The sequence below is a fragment of the Pseudomonas sp. SB113 genome (assembly GCF_040754745.1).
Lineage (GTDB): Bacteria > Pseudomonadota > Gammaproteobacteria > Pseudomonadales > Pseudomonadaceae > Aquipseudomonas > Aquipseudomonas grimontii.
In genome coordinates, this window is sequence record NZ_JBFMHW010000048.1 from 1 (window position 1) to 17286 (window position 17286).

Genomic DNA, 17286 nt, shown 5'->3' on the forward strand with positions numbered 1-17286 from the left:
GGCTTGTCCCGCGTTGGGCTGCGTAGCAGCCCAACGCGGGACAAGCCCGCTCGCCACAGGGGAACTCGCCAGTCTCTGAAAATTGTGTAGATACCTATGCTCATCGGAGGCAAGCCCCCTCCCACACTTGGATTTGCGAATAGATTCAAATGTGGGAGGGGGCTTGCCCCCGATAGCGGTGGTTCAGCTGCAACATCTGCACCTGGCACCCTTTTTCATTTCAGCAATTTGCCGCGCAACTCATCCGACAAGCCCTTGGGTGCCAGCCAGATGCCCAGGTAGGCTCTTGCCAGCGCGTCATTGCGACTGCTGAACACCACTTGGTCATTGATCTCCAAATTCAGGCCACGGCCCGGGTGAAAGTCCAGGGCGTAGCGATCACCGCTGCGGATGTTACGAAAGCTGGTGTGCAGCTGGTCCAGCTCGGGCTTCAAGCGGGCGCTGGCTTGCTGGCGTTCCAGTGTCGTGTTGGCCGCTTTTATCACGTCGCTACGGTCGATATCGCGAAAGTAGTACAGCACAAGGCGCAACGCCTTTTGCTGGTCCCACGCCTGCTTCGCACCCAGGTCCGCCGGGGCATACAGCGCCGCTGCATAGACATCGGCCCAGAGATAGGTCAGCACGGCCTGGTTTTTCAACGCCAACTGTTGGGACTGCGCCGGAAAATTCGCCTGGGTGAGGCGATCTGCCTCATTGGCGAACGTCGGGATCGAGAACATCAGCAATAAACACAAAACGACATGCCGCATAATGGTCGGTCCTGAAAAGGTGCGTGCCTTCAGGTTAATTCAATTCCGGCAGTGGCAGGGTTTATGAGCAATCTGCGTCAAATGGTGATGTTCTGTGCGGTGGCGCTGCTCACCGGATGCGGCGGCGATTCGCTGGAGCGCTTTGGCGGGCCAACCATGGGCAGTACGTATTCGATCCAGTACGTCAGGACATCGAGCACGCCAGGCCCGCAAGAACTCCAGCGCCAGGTGGAAAGTCTATTGGGCGAAGTTGACCGGCAGATGTCAACCTACCGCAGCGACTCCGCTATCGCGCGTTTCAACCGCCTGCCGACGAACAGCTGTCAGCTCATGCCTGCGCCGATCCTGCTCTTGGTGCGCACCGGCGAGCAGCTGTCCCAGGGGGGCGACGGTGCGTTTGACCTGACGGTCGAGCCGCTGCTGAACCTGTGGGGCTTCGGTCCCCAGGCGCGTGAGTTGAAGGTGCCGGATGCCATGACGCTGGCGCAAGTCCGCCAGCGAGTCGGCCATCAGCATTTGCGCATAAACGGTGAGCAGCTGTGCAAGGACGCCGCGGTCGAAGTCGACTTCAACAGCATCGCTGCCGGCTACGCAGTCGATCGAATCGCCGAGCTGCTCACCCACCAGGGCGTCCAGGACTATCTCGTCGAAGCCACCGGCGAACTCAAGGCCGCCGGCCATAAACCTGACGGCGCACCTTGGCGTATTGCCCTCGAAGAACCGCGTGACGATCAGCAGGTCGCCGAGAAAATCCTCAATGTGAACGGCTTTGGCGTGTCGACGTCAGGTGACTATCGCAATTATTTCCAGCAGGATGGTCGGCGTTATTCCCACACGCTGGATGCGCGCACCGGTACGCCGATCACCCATCAATTGGCCTCGGTGACCGTATTGCACCCTTCGGCGTTGATGGCGGATGGTTTGTCGACGTTGCTGCTCATCCTCGGGCCTGAGCAAGGCTGGGACTATGCTGAGCAGCACGGCATCGCGGCCTTTTTTGTGAGGCGCGAAGGGGACGGCTTCGTCACACGCACTAACCACGCGTTCGAGCAACTGACGGCGCTGAAACCGTAATCAGCCGTGTGTAGTAAAGGCAAAACTGGCCTACGACGCGACCAAGGGTTAATGTGCGCGGCGTTGAGCCTTATATAGACTGTGCCCCGGTTCACACACTTGAGCCAAATTGTCCTTCATGACCGCTGGCCGCGGCATGATTTAGCCAGGCGTCCAACCGTGCGCCTGGCCTGTTCTGAGGAGTACGCATGGCTGTCTACAACTACGACGTGGTGGTACTGGGTTCCGGCCCGGCTGGAGAAGGTGCGGCAATGAACGCCGCGAAGGCAGGGCGCAAGGTGGCGATGGTCGATAGCCGTCGCCAGGTCGGCGGTAACTGCACCCACCTGGGTACCATCCCGTCCAAGGCCTTGCGTCACTCGGTGCGCCAGATCATGCAGTTCAACACCAACCCGATGTTCCGGGCCATTGGCGAGCCGCGCTGGTTCTCGTTCCCGGACGTGCTGAAAAGCGCCGAGAAGGTCATCTCCAAGCAGGTGGCTTCGCGTACCGGTTACTACGCGCGTAACCGTGTCGACCTGTTCTTCGGCACCGGCAGCTTCGCCGACGAGCAAACCGTCGAAGTGGTATGCGCCAACGGCGTGGTCGAGACGCTGGTGGCCAAGCACATCATCATCGCCACCGGTTCGCGCCCGTATCGCCCGGCTGACATCGATTTCCACCACCCGCGTATCTACGATAGCGACACCATCCTCAGCCTGGGCCACACCCCGCGCAAACTGATCATCTACGGCGCCGGCGTGATCGGCTGTGAATACGCCTCGATCTTCAGCGGCCTGGGCGTGCTGGTGGAACTGGTGGATAACCGCGACCAGTTGCTGAGCTTCCTCGACTCGGAAATTTCCCAGGCGTTGAGCTACCACTTCAGCAACAACAACATCACCGTGCGTCACAACGAAGAGTACGAGCGGGTCGAAGGCCTGGACAACGGTGTGATCCTGCACCTCAAGTCCGGCAAGAAGATCAAGGCCGACGCCTTGTTGTGGTGCAATGGCCGTACCGGCAACACCGACAAGCTGGGCATGGAAAACATCGGGGTCAAGGTCAACAACCGTGGCCAGATCGAAGTCGACGAGAACTACCGCACCTGCGTGACCAACATCTACGGTGCCGGTGACGTGATCGGCTGGCCAAGCCTGGCCAGTGCGGCGCATGACCAGGGCCGTTCGGCCGCTGGCAGCATCGTCGACAACGGCAGCTGGCGTTATGTGAACGACGTGCCGACCGGGATCTACACGATTCCCGAGATCAGCTCGATCGGCAAGAACGAGCACGAACTGACCAAGGCCAAGGTGCCTTATGAAGTCGGCAAGGCGTTCTTCAAGAGCATGGCGCGTGCGCAGATCGCCGGTGAGCCGCAAGGCATGCTGAAGATTCTGTTCCACCGCGAAACCCTGGAAGTCCTCGGCGTGCATTGCTTCGGCTACCAGGCGTCGGAGATCGTGCACATCGGCCAGGCGATCATGAACCAGCCGGGCGAGCAAAATACCCTCAAGTATTTTGTCAACACCACGTTCAACTACCCGACCATGGCTGAAGCCTATCGGGTAGCGGCCTACGACGGCCTCAACCGGCTTTTTTGAGCGGCTCCGGCCGGTGGCCTGAGCCGGCCGGGGAGACCGATTTCAGTAATTCTCGAGGGTGGCAGTGGCCAAACCGGGAAAGTCTGTAATCAGGCTATCTACGCCGAAGTCGGCGAGCCTGCGCATCAGCGCAGGTTCGTTGACTGTCCACACGGACACGTGCAGGCCCTGGCGCTGGGCTTTTTCCAGACGCTCGGGGGTGCACAACGTCCAGTTCAACGCCAGCATCTCACAGCCGTAGTTTTGCGCGACCTTCAGCGGGTCGAGCCAGGCATATTCGGCGACCAGCCCGCGTGACAGGTCGGGAGTGAGCTCAACCGCTGCTTTCAACACTTCCCGCGAGCTTGAGGTCACGGTGACCTTGTCCATCAGGCCGAAACGCACGGCCATCTCACGAATTGCCAGCACCGTGGTCGCGGCGCGGGTGCGCGAGGCGCTTTTGACTTCCAGTTGCCAGTGATCGAAGTCGCACTGTTCGAACAGCGCTTCCAGGCGTGGAATCGGGCAAGGCTTGACCCAGCCCGGGCCGCCCTTGCGCGCGTCCATCTTCACCAGGTCTGCCGCCGAATACTCAACGACTTTGCCGCGCCGGTCCGTGGTGCGCTTGAGGGTCGGGTCGTGGATGACCATCAGCTCGCCGTCCATGGACAGGTGCAAATCCAGTTCGCAGCGGCGTACACCGTGCTTGAGGCACTCCTGGAAGCTGGTCAGGGTGTTTTCCGGTGCTTCGCCTTTGGCACCGCGGTGGCCGTAGATCAGGGTCACAGTTGCTCCTTTACGCCAGGTTGTCTGGCGGGGTGAATTCGAGAGTTCAGGTGTCTTGGGCGTCGCTCTGTTCCCGTGCCAGGCGCCGTTCCTGCGCCTGTTTCTGCAGGATGTAGCGCGCCAGCAGCTGGCGTTGGGCATCGGTCATGGCTTCGAATTCCGTGCCTACGTCAAAGCCCGTGCCCTTGGGATCGCAATGGGTGACCCGCGCGCGCAGCAGCAGGCCGAGCGCCTGGGGCATCAGCACCAGCTTGACCGCCAGGTGCGCACCGACAGTCAGGGGGGAGGGGTGTTGGAAGTCGAGGCCGCCTTCGGAAATGATCACCGGCTGCGGCGCGCCGACCTCATCCAGCAGGCCGCGGGCCATGATCTGGCTGAGCAGGTCCAAGCGTTTGTTCTGCACGCGCAGGAAGGCGACGAGGGTGCGATCCTTCTCGCTGAGCTGGCGCAGCAGGTGCTGGGCTTCAAATTCGCTCAGGTGCAGTTCGCTGAGCAGATTGAACAGCGGTGAATCATCCAGCAATACTTCCTTGCTCGCCGCCTCGGGGGCAGACAGGCTTTTGATTTGAAGTGCGATCATGTCGTCGATACGGTAGTATTCGCGGCGTTCTTCTTCATCTAATGTCGACATGGCGAACCCCAGCTAGCGGTAATGGTCTGAGTGTAAAGCTGCTTACCAGACCCCGCCACCGGGACGTCTTCTTTTCCTCCGAACAAGCCCCGACATGTTCAGACCTCTCTTCGTATTTATTGGCACGCGTTATACCCGTGCAAAGCGTCGCAATCATTTTGTGTCGTTCATTTCCTTGACCTCGATGATCGGTCTCGCCCTTGGCGTGGTCGTGATGATCGTGGTGCTGTCGGTGATGAACGGCTTCGATCATGAGATGCGCACCCGCGTGCTGGGCATGGTGCCCCACGCGACCATTGAAGGCGATGCGCCCATCAGCGACTGGCAAAGCCTGGCCGCCAAGGTCAAGCAGAACCCCAAGGTAGTGGCCGTCGCGCCGTTTACCCAGATGCAGGGGCTGCTGACCAACGACGGCAAGGTGCAGAAAATCCTGCTCAATGCCATCGACCCGGCCCAGGAACGCAACGTCTCGATCATCGACAAGTTCATGTTGCAGGGCAAACTCGACGATCTGGCGCCCGGCAGTTTTGGCATCGTCATCGGTGACAAGGCGGCGGCCAAGCTCGGCGTGGGCATCGGCGACAAGCTGACCTTCGTCGCGCCGGAAGTCACCGTGACGCCGGCCGGGATGTTCCCGCGCATGAAGCGCTTTACCGTGGTCGGCACCTTCCACGTCGGCGCCGGCGAGATCGACGGCTACCTCGGCCTGACCAACCTCACCGACCTGGCCCGCCTGCATCGCTGGCAGCCGGACCAGGTGCAGGGCCTGCGCCTCAAGTTCAACGACCTGTTCGACGCCCCGCGCGGCGCCTGGGACATCGCCCAGCACCTGGGTGAAAGCCAGTACTACGCCCGCGACTGGACCCGCACCCACGGCAACCTGTACCAGGCCATCCGCATGGAAAAAGCCATGATCGGCCTGCTGTTGCTGCTGATCGTCGCCGTCGCCGCCTTCAACATCATCTCCACGCTGGTGATGGTGGTGAATGACAAGAAAGGCGACATCGCCATCCTGCGTACCCTGGGCGCCACGCCTGGGCAGATCATGGCGATCTTCATGGTGCAGGGCACCGTGATTGGCGTGGTCGGCACCTTGATCGGCACGGCGGTGGGCATTTTGGCCGCGCTGAACGTCAGCGCCGCCATCGCCTTGCTTGAAAAGGTGATCGGCCACAAGTTTCTCAACGCCGACGTCTACTTCATCGATTACTTGCCATCCCAGGTTCAGGCCCAGGATGTGCTGATGGTCGGCGGCGCCGCGTTGGTCCTGAGTTTCCTTGCCACCCTGTATCCAGCCTGGCGCGCGGCACGTACCCAGCCAGCACAGGCCTTACGTTATGAGTGAATCGGGCATGAGTGAAAAAGCAATCCTGAGCTGCCGCAACCTGGGCAAATCCTACGAGGAAGGCCCGGAGTCGGTTGTGGTGCTGTCCAACCTGCAACTGGAACTGCACCCCGGCGAGCGCGTGGCGATCGTCGGCAGTTCCGGTTCCGGCAAAAGTACCTTGCTCAACCTGTTGGGCGGCCTCGATACGCCGTCCCAGGGCAGCGTATGGCTGGCCGGTGAAGAACTGTCGGCCTTGAATGAAAAGGCCCGTGGCCAGTTGCGCAACCGCTCGTTGGGCTTTGTGTACCAGTTCCACCACCTGTTGCCGGAATTCACCGCCCTGGAAAACGTGTGCATGCCGCTGTTGATCGGCAAGACCGCGATCCCGGAAGCGCGCCAGCGTGCCAAGGCGTTGCTCGAGCGCGTCGGCCTCGGTCATCGCCTGGAGCACAAACCGGCCGAACTGTCCGGTGGCGAGCGCCAGCGCGTGGCGATTGCCCGTGCCCTGGTGAACAACCCGGGCCTGGTGATGCTCGACGAGCCTACCGGCAACCTCGACTCCCACACCGCCCAGGGCATCAAGGACTTGATGTTGGAACTGAGCACCCAGATGCGCACCGCGTTCCTGGTGGTGACCCATGACATGAGCATGGCCCGCCAGATGGACCGCGTGCTGCACCTGCAGGAAGGTCATCTGGTCGCCATCTGACCTGTTTCAAGCCCGGTGCCTGACGCCGGGTTTTCTATTTTTCCAACGGTGCCCGCGAATGTTCAGACCGTTATCGATTTTCATCGGCACGCGCTATACCCGCGCCAAGCGCCGCAACCGTTTTGTTTCGTTTATCTCGATGACGTCGATGATCGGCCTCGCCCTGGGCGTGCTGGCGATGATCGTGGTGCTGTCGGTGATGAACGGCTTCCAGCGCGAAATGAGCTCGCGCATCCTTGGCATGGTGCCCCACGCCACCATCGTCGGGGTCAACCCGATCGATGATTGGCAGCCGGTGGCCGCTGCGGCGATGAAGAACCCGCAAGTGACCGCCGCAGTACCGTTCACTCAGATGGATGGCATGTTCTCCTACAAGGGTGCGATGCAGCCGATTGAGATCAGCGGCGTCGATCCGGCCCAGGAAGGCAAGGTGTCGATCGTGGCCCAACATATCGTGCAGGGCAAACTGGAGGACCTGAAGCCCGGTGAGTTCGGCGTGGTGGTCGGCGAAATCACCGCTCGGCGTTTTCGCCTGAATGTGGGTGACAAACTGACCCTGATCGTCCCGGAAATCAGCAGCGCGCCCGGTGGTATCACCCCGCGCATGCAGCGTCTGAACGTGGTGGGTATCTTCAAGGTCGGCGCCGAGCTGGATGGTTCCATGGCCTTGATCCACATGGCTGACGCTGCCGAGATACAGCATTGGCAGCCGAACCAGGTGCAGAGCGTGCGCCTGGCGTTGAAAGACCTGTACGCAGCGCCCCAGGTCTCGGCGGACATCGCCGCCAGCCTCGGCAGCGGCTACAAGCCCGATGACTGGACCCACACCCAGGGCAGCCTGTTCAGCGCGATGAAGATGGAAAAGACCATGATCGGCCTGTTGTTGCTGATGATCGTCGCCGTCGCGGCGTTCAACATCATCGCCACGCTGATCATGGTGGTGAACGACAAGGGCGCGGACATCGCAATCCTGCGCACCATCGGCGCCACGCCACGGCAGATCATGGCGATCTTCATGGTGCAGGGCACGGTGATCGGCATTGTCGGCACCTTGATCGGCGGCGTGCTGGGCGTGCTTGCGGCGCTCAACGTGAGTGAGCTGGTAGGCTGGCTGGAGCGGGTGAGCGGGCAGCATATTTTCAGTTCGGACGTGTACTTCGTCAGCAACCTGCCTTCGGAGCTGCAAAGTGGCGATGTGGTGCTGATTTGTACGGCCGGGTTTGTGTTGAGCTTCCTGGCGACGATTTACCCGGCGTATCGGGCGGCGAAGATTGAGCCGGCGCATGCCTTGAGATATTCGTAACATTTGACACTGTCGTCGTCGGTCAATCAGTTTTTACAGGGGAGTGCACTGTACCTGTAGATACTTTGTTTACGGCCAAGTCCTTAGCAGGTTTTTGCACTAAGACAGCTTGGCCGTATCAACACCTTCCCTCTGCAGGCAACTTTACGGTTGCCTCGTCTGGTATTGCATGCGCCCAATTGGCCAAGGGTGGCCGGCCTGCACATACAAAGATTTTCTTCGGCCGGCACAGCTGTAAATGATCAGCGTCGTGCGCGGTCACATCACCAGTCCCAGCAGTCCAGTCACTCCCGGTATTTTCGGTGGGGGTAGGATTTTCCTTATTAGTTAATTAACCATGATTGATGACTGGTTTTAAGGAACATTCTTCGTAGAATAATGACTGTCGGTTTAGAGCGCCTGAATGAACCTGTGAGTATGGCGCGCAAAGCTGGAAAGTTACGAGTGGTTACGGGGAGTGTGAATATGGATGGATGGTTACTGCATTTATGTCAAAAATTTGATGTGGAGATCGTTAAAGATTATGAACAAGACAATGACCCTGCGAAGCTCAGCTATGATTTGACGAAAAGAGGTTGGTGTCATGGCATGACGATCGACTGGTTGCGATGTAAGCGTAATAGTATTGATTTCTGGGAGTCGTTCAATAGCGACTCGGGGAAGCATCGCGTACGTTTTCTCATGGCGCGTCAAAACATGATTAATCTAAAAGGCACTGTTGCAGATAAGAAATCCAAGATCCAAGCGGGAATGTCCTCGGCGGGCTTGGTGTTGCGCACTTTAGAGCAAGACGAAGGGGATATTGGTCAAGTGAGTGCGGCTGATTTAGTCAACTCACTGTTACGGGTGCGTGGCCGATATGTATGTCTCGCCATCTACGGCCTCGGTGGTGCTCATGCGATGGGCATTCTGGTTAGTCAAACGCAGTTTGTCTTCATGGATCCTAATGCGGGCGAGTTCGTATTTCCAAAAGAATCTGTATTTAGGCTATGGCTGTCGAGATACTTGACGTTCATGGGGTACAGCAGTGCGGGGGTGCTAAGTTATTATTCTATGTATTCTTTCGGTTGATTAGATTTCGCCGATTCTTATAGGTGGCTCTTTATCTTAGGTGCGGATTCAGATCCCTTAGAAGCTGTTGGCGATTGGCCTTACCCGTGCAGCTCAATTATAAACCTTGTGCATCCCGCCTCTGATTCACAAAAAATCTTCCCCCCATGCGCTCTTACAATCGACTGGGTAATCGCCAGTCCCAGCCCGGCATGCTCGCTGCTGCCTTCATGGCGCGCCGGATCGGCCCGATAGAATCGGTCGAACAATCTCGGTAGCAGCTCTGGTGGAATGCCTTCGCCGCTGTTCTCAACCTTCACCGATACACCCTCCACCAGACTCACACGCACTTCACCGCCCGCGGGCGTAAACCGCAGTGCGTTATCGAGCAAGTTCGAAAGCGCCCGACGCAACATGCCGCGATCACCCAGGGTATGGGCAGTGCCTTCGCGCACCAGGCTGACTTGGGCCTCCTCCGCCAGCAAAGCGAAAAATTCCAACAGGGCATCCACTTCAATCGCCAGGTTCAGGGCCTCACGTTTGGGCACCAACAAACCATGGTCCGCCTTGGCCAGGTACAGCATGTCGTTGACCAGTTGCGCCATCCATTGCAACTCTTCCAGATTGCTGTGCAGCGCCTCGCGGTAGTCCTCCAGCGGGCGCGGCTGGGTGAGGATGACCTGGGTCTGGGTCAGCAGGTTCGACAGCGGCGTGCGCAGTTCATGGGCGATATCGGCGGAGAACGCTGAAAGGCGCTGGAATGCGTCGTCCAGCCGACCCAGCATGGCATTGAAGGCCTGGGCCAGTTCGGCCAATTCCGCCGGCATTTGCTGTTGAGGCAGGCGCTGGGTCAAGGAGTGGGCCGATACGCCGGCAGCCACTTCGCCCATGCGTCGCAACGGGCGCAAGCCACTGCGTGCAGCCCAGGCGCCCAGCAGCGCGGTGGCCAGGGCCGACAGGCCGACGGTGAGCCAGATCAAATGCTGCATGCGTTGCAGGAAGTGCTGGTGGTGGGTGATGTCGAGCATCAGGGTCAGCTGCGGTGAAGTGGGCTGGCCGGGCCTTAAGGGCGCGTTGTACACGCGGTAGTCGGTGCCGGCGTTTTGCAGGGTGTGCAGGCCCGGCGCCTCGGGCAGAGTGACGCTTGGCGCATCGTCCAGCCAGCGCTGGCCGGCGGCGGTGATGCGTAATGTCAGGTCAGGTTGGCGATTGAGTTCGGCTCGCAGCTGCGCTTCGCGTTGGGCGAATGAGTCCAGCGATTCGACACCCTGCAAGGTACTGCGCAGCGCCACCAGCTTACTGTCGAGTTGCTGTTGGTCCAGCTCAATGAAGTGCGCCTCGCTGGCATGGTTGAACAGCACGCCCGCGAGCAGCGAGACCACTGCGGTGCAGGCTGCAAACAGCAGGGCCAGGCGGCTGGCCAGGGACAGACGCTGGATCAATGGCTCCGCTCCTCCAGCACATAACCCATGCCGCGCACGGTATGGATCAGCTTGGTGGGGAAGGGGTCGTCGACTTTTAGGCGCAGGCGCCGGATCGCGACTTCGATGATGTTGGTGTCGCTGTCGAAATTCATGTCCCACACCTGGGAGGCGATCAGCGACTTGGGCAGTACTTCGCCCTGGCGGCGCAGCAGCAGTTCCAGCAGGGAGAACTCCTTGGCGGTGAGGTCGATGCGCTGGCCGCCCCGTTCGACGCGGCGGCGGATCAGGTCCAGGCGCAGGTCGGCCAATTGCAGGGCGGTTTCCTGCGGCGTACTGCTGCCACGGCGCAGCAGGGTGCGCACGCGCGCCAGCAGTTCGGAGAAGGCGAAGGGCTTGACCAGGTAATCGTCGGCGCCCAGTTCCAGGCCATGCACACGGTCTTCCACAGCGTCCCGGGCGGTCAGGAATAGCACCGGGATCTCCATGCCGGCACTGCGCACTGCTTGCAGGATTTGCCAACCGTCGCGACCAGGCAGCATCACGTCCAGGATCAGCAAGTCATAATCGCCGGTCAGCGCCAGGTGCTGGCCGCTGGTGCCGTCGGCCACCAGTTCGGTGGTAAAGCCAGCCTCGGCCAGGCCTTGACGCAGATAGTGGCCGGTTTTCGGTTGGTCTTCGACGATCAGCAATTTCATGGGCGGCTCTTGGCAACAGTTCACGAGGGGCTTTATACCGTGGGTGCCAGGGGAAGGGCGCAACCTGACAAAGTTGTAATCTAGCAGTCAGCTGGCTGGCAGCGGCGCAATTTTAAAGTGCTGTCCAAGCAGGTTGCACACTTTTGGAGAATCGAGATGGCATTGCGTACACCCCTGTTGTTGGCGGGCTGCCTGTTGGCGTTGAGTTTCAATGCAATGGCGGATGCGGCCCATACCTACGCGTTCGGTCAGCCGGCACCGGCCGATAAGGCCACGCGTACCGTGGAAGTGACGCTGCAGGACATTTCCTTTTCGCCCAAGTCCCTGGACGTCAAAGCCGGTGAGACGGTGCGCTTTGTACTGGTCAATAAAGGCCAGTTGCTGCATGAATTCAACCTCGGTGACGCGGCGATGCACGCCGAACACCAGAAGGAAATGTTGCAGATGCAGGCCAGCGGCATGCTCACGTCCACGGGAATGGGCAAGATGGATCACAGTGCCATGGGCCACGGTGAGATGGGCGGCATGAAACACGATGACCCCAACAGCGTGCTGGTGGAGCCCGGCAAGACCGCTGAGCTGACCTGGACGTTCACCAAGGCCACCGGCCTGGAGTTTGCCTGCAACCTCCCCGGGCATTACCAGGCGGGCATGGTCGGTAAGCTGACCGTTGAGTAAGGCGTTTCTTAAGGGCGGGGGCAAAGGCTGGTAGACTGGCGCGGTTTATTTAGCCAGGTTTCCGCCATGCATCCCGCAGCCGAACATTCGCCGCTGGGCAAGTCCAGTGAATACATCTCCACCTACACCCCTTCGTTGCTGTTCCCGATTCCACGCGCCGCCAAATGGGCCGAGCTGGGCCTGAGCGCCGAGACCCTGCCGTACAAGGGCGTGGACTTCTGGAACTGCTTCGAGTTGTCCTGGTTGCTGCCGTCGGGCAAGCCGGTGGTGGCCATCGGTGAATTCAGCATCCCGGCCGACTCGCCGAACATCATCGAGTCCAAGTCGTTCAAGCTATACCTCAACTCGCTGAACCAGACCGCGTTCGCCGATACACCAAGCCTGGAAGCGACCCTGCGTACCGACCTCAGCGCTGCCGCCGGCAAGCCGGTCAGCGTGCGTATCCGCCGCCTGGCCGAGATTGAAGCCGAAGGCGTGATGGCCCTGCCGGGTGTGTGCATTGACGACTTGGACATTCGCGTCAGCAACTATGAGCATCCGCGCCCGGAGTTGCTGCGTTGCGATGAGTCGCGCATTGTCGAGGAGAGCGTGCACAGCCACCTACTCAAGTCCAACTGCCCGGTGACCAGCCAGCCCGACTGGGGCAGCGTGGTGGTGGAGTACCGCGGTGCGGCGTTGGATCACGCGAGTTTGCTGGAATACCTGGTGAGCTTTCGCCAGCACTCGGACTTTCATGAGCAGTGTGTTGAGCGGATCTTCCTCGATCTGCAGCGCCTGCTGAAGCCGGAGAAGTTGACGGTGTATGCGCGGTATGTGCGGCGGGGGGGGTTGGATATCAACCCTTACCGCAGTACTGAGGATGTGGCGTTCCAGAACGTGCGCCTGGCTCGCCAATAAGCCTTCACACAAAACCAAATGTGGGAGGGGGCTTGCTCCCGATTGCGGAGTGTCAGTCACAGTCGTTGTGCCTGACCCACTGCATCGGGAGCAAGCCCCCTCCCACATTTTGGTTCTGCGCCTGGCTTGGGTTCGGGTTAGATCCCCATATTGCCCAAGGTGATCATAATATTGCGCAATGTCCCGGAAATCACCGGGTGCTCGGCGTCGAACTCTATGGCAGCTTGACTCACATCGTCGGAAATACTGGGTGTCTGGGTGGCCGGTTCAAGTTCAAGTTGTAATTCAAACTTGGCAATCAAGGCCTCCAGCGCTTCACGTTTTTCTTCCGACAGCGGCGGTTCCTGTTCCAACTGCCCGCGCAGGATCTCGACCTGTTCTTCCAGTTTTTTGCGATCAGGCATGACGTTCTTCCTTTTTATCGATAGGCACTGGCATAGACCGCGGCACGCCGTGAAAGGTCTACGGACTGACCTGTAGATTAATCCACGGGCGTCGACTGTGCATGATCTCGATCAGGGCTTCTCGCCTTTGAGCTGTCGCAGGCTGATGTCAGCCAGGCAGGTGCCGAGTTCACCAAGGTGATCGATCACCGAGTGCACCCCCAGCCCATATAGCTCAACGGTGGCTTTGCCGCGCTTGTGCTCGCGTTCCTTGTCGCTCAGCGCCTGCCACTGCTCAGGCGCCAGGCCGCACAGTGAACCACAGGAGGCCAGGCCAATGGTCCACAACCCGGCATTCAGCCCCGATTGCAGCAAGCGCGGTTCACCGCTGACCAGTACGCAACCTTCCAGGCGCTCAATGTTCAGTTCCATCAAGGCTTGCCAGCAGGCATGGGGCGCGGGCCAGCGGATGGAGGAGGGGGATGCCGCCTTGAGCCAGCCGGGCAGTACGGCGGCCAGTGGTGTGGTCACCGATGGCGGCAATTCATCCAGCCAGGCACAGGGGACGCCTTGTTCCTTGAGGCTGCGCAGGATTTTCAGGGCGCCGGGCGTGGCTTGGGAGTCCGGGGAGGAGGAATCGGTGCGCGCCTGGGAACCAAAGTCCACCAGGCAACCACTCAGGCCAAACAGAACAGCGGTCAAGGCGGGCGCTTTGGCGATGGCTATCTCGGCGTGAGGCATGTCGACATCCCTGAAATAGCTGTGACGCTATCGGGGCAGGATGACAAGCAGATGACAGGCGGGTGAATTGTAGGAAAATTGTCCATTTGTGTTAGGAGTATTCCTAGCAGCTGCCTAATTGGACACTTCCGTCATATACTGACGGCCTTATTCAGGGCATAGCGCCCATGACAGACCATTCAAGGAGCAAAAGCTATGCGCTGGAGCCAATACTTCGCTCAGCTGTCGGTGTGTGCCACTGTCTTGCTGGCCCCTTTCGCTGCACAGGCTGCATCGGAAGATGATCCATGGGAAAGCGTCAACCGCCCGATCTTCACTTTTAACGACACCGTTGATACCTACGCCCTCAAGCCATTGGCCCAAGGCTATCAGTGGATCACCCCGCAATTTGTCGAAGACGGTATCCACAACTTCTTCCGCAACATCGGCGACGTCGGCAACCTGGCCAACAACGTGCTGCAGCTCAAGCCCCACAATGCCGGGGTCGACACTGCGCGTTTGCTGGTTAACACCACGTTCGGCGTGCTGGGCTTTATCGACGTCGGCACCAAAATGGGGCTGCAACGCAGTGATGAAGACTTCGGCCAGACCCTGGGTTATTGGGGTGTAGGCAGCGGTCCCTACGTGATGATCCCGCTGCTGGGCCCGAGCACCCTGCGTGATGCGCCGTCCAAATACGTAGACAGCTACACCCAACCGTACCGCTACATGAACGATATCGGCTGGCGCAACAGCACCATGGGCCTGAACATCGTTGACACCCGTGCCAGCCTGCTCGACAGCGAGAAGCTGATCACCGGCGACAAGTACACCTTTATCCGTAATGCCTACCTGCAGAACCGTGAGTTCAAGGTCAAGGACGGCAAGGTCGTCGACGACTTTTAAGCTGTGATGTTTTGAAATGAAAAAAGGCGACCCTGGCGGTCGCCTTTTTTGTGCGCGGGTTTCAGCGCATTTTCAAGATCTTAAGGCCCAGCTGTTGCTCTTCGCCTGCCGTCTTGGTCCAGACCACTTCAGTGTCTGCCTCCAGGCCCTTGAGCGCCGCATGCTCAGAATCAATGCGCACGGTGAGCAGGTCTCCGACGTTGAACTGGCGCGGTGCCTGCACCTGCATCCCGGAGCTGGAAAGGTCCACGCAAACCCCGGCAATCTCCTGGCCTTCGTGGAGCAAAGATACTTCGGCATCCACCCGCATGCGGATGAAATCGCGTTTTTCGGCGTAGTCGCGCTCGTGTTCGCCCATCGGCTCCATCCTTACTTTGTGTTGTGGTCGTGGCTGTTCTTATAACTCCCGGTGATTTGCGATGTAAAGACGCCCGGCGACCATCGGCATGAGCTTGAAACACCTGGCGGATGGGAGTACCGTCTGCGCCTTAGAAGGGCACCTCTGCTTTACAGTTGTGCGTGGGCAAAACGCCTATGCTTTGTAGGACAGAGAGGCTAGAAAGCGAATCCAGTACGTGAGCCCGGCCATTGCCGAGCCACCTACGCCAACCTAATTCTGGCGCCGTTTGCCCACATGCAAAAAACCAGTGCCACGCTGCTGATAATCGATGACGACGAAGTAGTGCGCGCGAGCCTTGCAGCCTATTTGGAAGACAGTGGCTTCAGCGTCCTGCAGGCCAGCAATGGCCAACAGGGTCTCCAGGTATTCGAGCGCGACCAGCCCGACCTCGTGATCTGCGACCTGCGCATGCCCCAGATGGGCGGCTTGGAGCTGATTCGCCAGGTGACCGAGCTTGCCCCGCAGACGCCGGTGATTGTCGTGTCCGGCGCTGGCGTCATGAACGATGCCGTCGAGGCGCTGCGCCTCGGCGCTGCCGACTACCTGATCAAGCCCCTCGAAGACCTGGCGGTACTGGAGCACTCTGTGCGCCGCGCGTTGGATCGTGCGCGCTTGCTGGTCGAGAACCAGCGCTACCGCGAAAAGCTCGAAACCGCCAACCGCGAACTCGAAGCCAGCCTTAACCTGCTCCAGGAAGACCAGAACGCCGGTCGCCAGGTGCAGATGAACATGCTGCCGGTCAGCCCCTGGACCATCGACGAATTCCAGTTTGCTCACCAGATCATCCCGTCGTTGTACCTGTCGGGAGATTTTGTCGATTATTTCCGCGTAGACGAGCGGCGTGTCGCGTTTTACCTGGCCGATGTCTCCGGTCATGGTGCTTCTTCTGCTTTTGTCACCGTGTTGTTGAAGTTCATGACCACACGGCTGTTGTTCGAATCCAAGCGCAATGGCACCTTGCCGGAGTTCACCCCCTCCGAGGTGCTGGGCCACATCAACCGAGGCCTGATCAGCTGCAAGCTGGGCAAGCACGTGACGATGGTGGGCGGCGTGATTGATGAAGAAACCGGTCTTTTGACCTACAGCATCGGCGGTCACCTGCCGATGCCTGTTTTATACACTCCCGACAGTGTGCGTTACCTGGAAGGGCGTGGTCTGCCCGTAGGCTTGTTCAATGAAGCCACCTACGAAGACCACATTCTGGAGCTGCCGCCGACGTTCAGCCTGACGCTGATGTCCGATGGCATCCTGGACCTTCTTCCAGAGCCTACACTCAAAGAGAAAGAAGCCGCCTTGCCCCAAAAGGTCAAGTCGGCGGGCGGCAGCCTGGATGGCCTGCGGCAGGTTTTTGGATTGGCCACGCTAGGGGAGATGCCGGATGATATCGCCCTATTGGTGTTGAGCAGGAATCTTTGATGAGTACCGGAAGAATCCAATTCGCCGAGCAAGACGGGACCTTCGTCCTGAAGTTTGTCGGTGAAGTGCGCCTGACCTTGTGTTCGGCGCTGGATGCGACGATTGAGCGGATTTTCACAGCGTTGAATTTCTCGGCGATCGTGATCGATCTGACCGAAACCCGCAGCATCGATAGCACCACCCTTGGGCTGTTGGCCAAGTTGTCCATTCTGTCTCGGCAGAAGGTCGGCCTGTTGCCGACCGTCGTCACCACCCACGAAGACATCACTCGTCTGTTGCAGTCCATGGGCTTCGACCAGGTGTTCAACATCGTTGATCGCCCGATCCCGTGCCCGGAATGCCTCACCGACCTGCCGTCCCAGGACCAGTCCGAGGAAGTCGTACGGGTCAAGGTGCTGGAAGCGCACAAGATCCTGATGGGCCTCAATGAGTCCAACCGCGAAGCCTTCCACGACCTCGTCAACGCCCTCGAGCGTCACTGATCCCAGGGATCGTCTGCACGTAGCAGCTGCCGAGCGCAAGCGAGGCTGCGTCAGCGGCCTGCCTGACACACCGCAGACGCAGCCTCGCTTGCGC

The 17286-nt window shown here is 59.6% G+C and carries 19 protein-coding genes; 11 read left to right on the plus strand and 8 right to left on the minus strand.

The window, feature by feature from the left end; translation table 11 throughout:
- Positions 1-215: 215 nt before the first annotated feature.
- Positions 216-749, minus strand: a complete 534-nt coding sequence (locus AB1462_RS31110) for a chalcone isomerase family protein (protein ID WP_315337379.1) — start codon at positions 747-749, stop codon at positions 216-218.
- A gap of 63 nt (positions 750-812) precedes the next feature.
- Between AB1462_RS31110 and AB1462_RS31115 the strand changes: the two genes are divergently transcribed.
- Both AB1462_RS31115 and sthA read left to right on the plus strand, forming a co-directional pair.
- Positions 813-1823 (plus strand): FAD:protein FMN transferase, encoded by a 1011-nt coding sequence (locus tag AB1462_RS31115; protein ID WP_367248915.1) that lies wholly within the window; start codon positions 813-815, stop codon positions 1821-1823.
- 188 nt (positions 1824-2011) lie between these two features.
- Entirely contained in the window at positions 2012-3406 is a 1395-nt protein-coding gene (sthA, locus tag AB1462_RS31120) for a Si-specific NAD(P)(+) transhydrogenase (protein WP_090407744.1), read from the plus strand.
- 42 nt (positions 3407-3448) lie between these two features.
- Here the strand turns inward: sthA and AB1462_RS31125 are convergent, their stop codons facing one another.
- Complete coding sequence (locus tag AB1462_RS31125) at positions 3449-4171, minus strand: glycerophosphodiester phosphodiesterase family protein (RefSeq protein WP_259193597.1); 723 nt, start codon at positions 4169-4171, stop codon at positions 3449-3451.
- A 46-nt stretch (positions 4172-4217) separates the two neighbouring features.
- Complete coding sequence (locus AB1462_RS31130) at positions 4218-4802, minus strand: PilZ domain-containing protein (RefSeq protein WP_090407739.1); 585 nt, start codon at positions 4800-4802, stop codon at positions 4218-4220.
- 94 nt (positions 4803-4896) lie between these two features.
- On the opposite strand from AB1462_RS31130, the gene AB1462_RS31135 reads away from it, so the two are divergent.
- The 4 genes from AB1462_RS31135 to AB1462_RS31150 all read left to right on the plus strand — a co-directional run bounded on the left by AB1462_RS31135 (position 4897) and on the right by AB1462_RS31150 (position 9212).
- Positions 4897-6147 carry a lipoprotein-releasing ABC transporter permease subunit gene (locus tag AB1462_RS31135; RefSeq protein ID WP_053136532.1) on the plus strand — a complete coding sequence of 417 codons (1251 nt, stop codon included), beginning with the start codon at positions 4897-4899 and terminating at the stop codon, positions 6145-6147.
- Between the two features lie 7 nt (positions 6148-6154).
- Positions 6155-6838, plus strand: coding sequence for a lipoprotein-releasing ABC transporter ATP-binding protein LolD (lolD, locus tag AB1462_RS31140; protein WP_024074097.1), 684 nt, complete (start codon positions 6155-6157; stop codon positions 6836-6838).
- Positions 6839-6896: 58 nt separating this feature from the next.
- A complete protein-coding gene (locus AB1462_RS31145) occupies positions 6897-8141 on the plus strand; it encodes a lipoprotein-releasing ABC transporter permease subunit (RefSeq protein ID WP_259193595.1) in 1245 nt (414 codons plus the stop codon).
- Between the two features lie 465 nt (positions 8142-8606).
- The gene (locus tag AB1462_RS31150) at positions 8607-9212 is read left to right on the plus strand and encodes a YopT-type cysteine protease domain-containing protein (protein WP_367248917.1); all 606 of its coding nucleotides are present in this window, start codon (positions 8607-8609) and stop codon (positions 9210-9212) included.
- Positions 9213-9292: 80 nt separating this feature from the next.
- Here AB1462_RS31150 and AB1462_RS31155 read toward each other — a convergent pair whose 3' ends face one another.
- Complete coding sequence (locus AB1462_RS31155) at positions 9293-10633, minus strand: heavy metal sensor histidine kinase (protein ID WP_090407727.1); 1341 nt, start codon at positions 10631-10633, stop codon at positions 9293-9295.
- Entirely contained in the window at positions 10630-11310 is a 681-nt protein-coding gene (locus tag AB1462_RS31160) for a heavy metal response regulator transcription factor (protein ID WP_259193592.1), read from the minus strand. The genes AB1462_RS31155 and AB1462_RS31160 overlap by 4 nt, the downstream gene beginning before the upstream one ends.
- 156 nt (positions 11311-11466) lie before the next feature.
- Here AB1462_RS31160 and AB1462_RS31165 point away from each other — a divergent pair, with 156 nt between their 5' ends.
- Both AB1462_RS31165 and queF read left to right on the plus strand, forming a co-directional pair.
- The gene (locus AB1462_RS31165; RefSeq protein WP_065928149.1) at positions 11467-11988 is read left to right on the plus strand and encodes a plastocyanin/azurin family copper-binding protein; all 522 of its coding nucleotides are present in this window, start codon (positions 11467-11469) and stop codon (positions 11986-11988) included.
- A gap of 66 nt (positions 11989-12054) precedes the next feature.
- Positions 12055-12885 carry an NADPH-dependent 7-cyano-7-deazaguanine reductase QueF gene (queF, locus tag AB1462_RS31170; protein ID WP_367248919.1) on the plus strand — a complete coding sequence of 277 codons (831 nt, stop codon included), beginning with the start codon at positions 12055-12057 and terminating at the stop codon, positions 12883-12885.
- Positions 12886-13022: 137 nt separating this feature from the next.
- Here queF and AB1462_RS31175 read toward each other — a convergent pair whose 3' ends face one another.
- Together AB1462_RS31175 and AB1462_RS31180 are read right to left on the minus strand one after the other, a co-directional pair.
- A complete protein-coding gene (locus tag AB1462_RS31175) occupies positions 13023-13289 on the minus strand; it encodes a DUF4404 family protein (protein ID WP_090407715.1) in 267 nt (88 codons plus the stop codon).
- 111 nt (positions 13290-13400) lie between these two features.
- Complete coding sequence (locus tag AB1462_RS31180; RefSeq protein WP_259193590.1) at positions 13401-14009, minus strand: HAD family phosphatase; 609 nt, start codon at positions 14007-14009, stop codon at positions 13401-13403.
- A gap of 195 nt (positions 14010-14204) precedes the next feature.
- Here AB1462_RS31180 and AB1462_RS31185 point away from each other — a divergent pair, with 195 nt between their 5' ends.
- A complete protein-coding gene (locus AB1462_RS31185) occupies positions 14205-14894 on the plus strand; it encodes a VacJ family lipoprotein (protein ID WP_259193589.1) in 690 nt (229 codons plus the stop codon).
- 61 nt (positions 14895-14955) lie between these two features.
- Here AB1462_RS31185 and AB1462_RS31190 read toward each other — a convergent pair whose 3' ends face one another.
- Positions 14956-15252, minus strand: coding sequence for a PilZ domain-containing protein (locus AB1462_RS31190; protein ID WP_053136506.1), 297 nt, complete (start codon positions 15250-15252; stop codon positions 14956-14958).
- Between the two features lie 276 nt (positions 15253-15528).
- On the opposite strand from AB1462_RS31190, the gene rssB reads away from it, so the two are divergent.
- A complete protein-coding gene (gene rssB, locus AB1462_RS31195) occupies positions 15529-16710 on the plus strand; it encodes a two-component system response regulator RssB (protein ID WP_027604216.1) in 1182 nt (393 codons plus the stop codon).
- Positions 16710-17192 (plus strand): anti-sigma factor antagonist RssC, encoded by a 483-nt coding sequence (rssC, locus tag AB1462_RS31200; RefSeq protein ID WP_003172602.1) that lies wholly within the window; start codon positions 16710-16712, stop codon positions 17190-17192. Before rssB ends, rssC begins: the two co-directional genes overlap by 1 nt.
- The last annotated feature ends 94 nt before the right edge of the window (positions 17193-17286 follow it).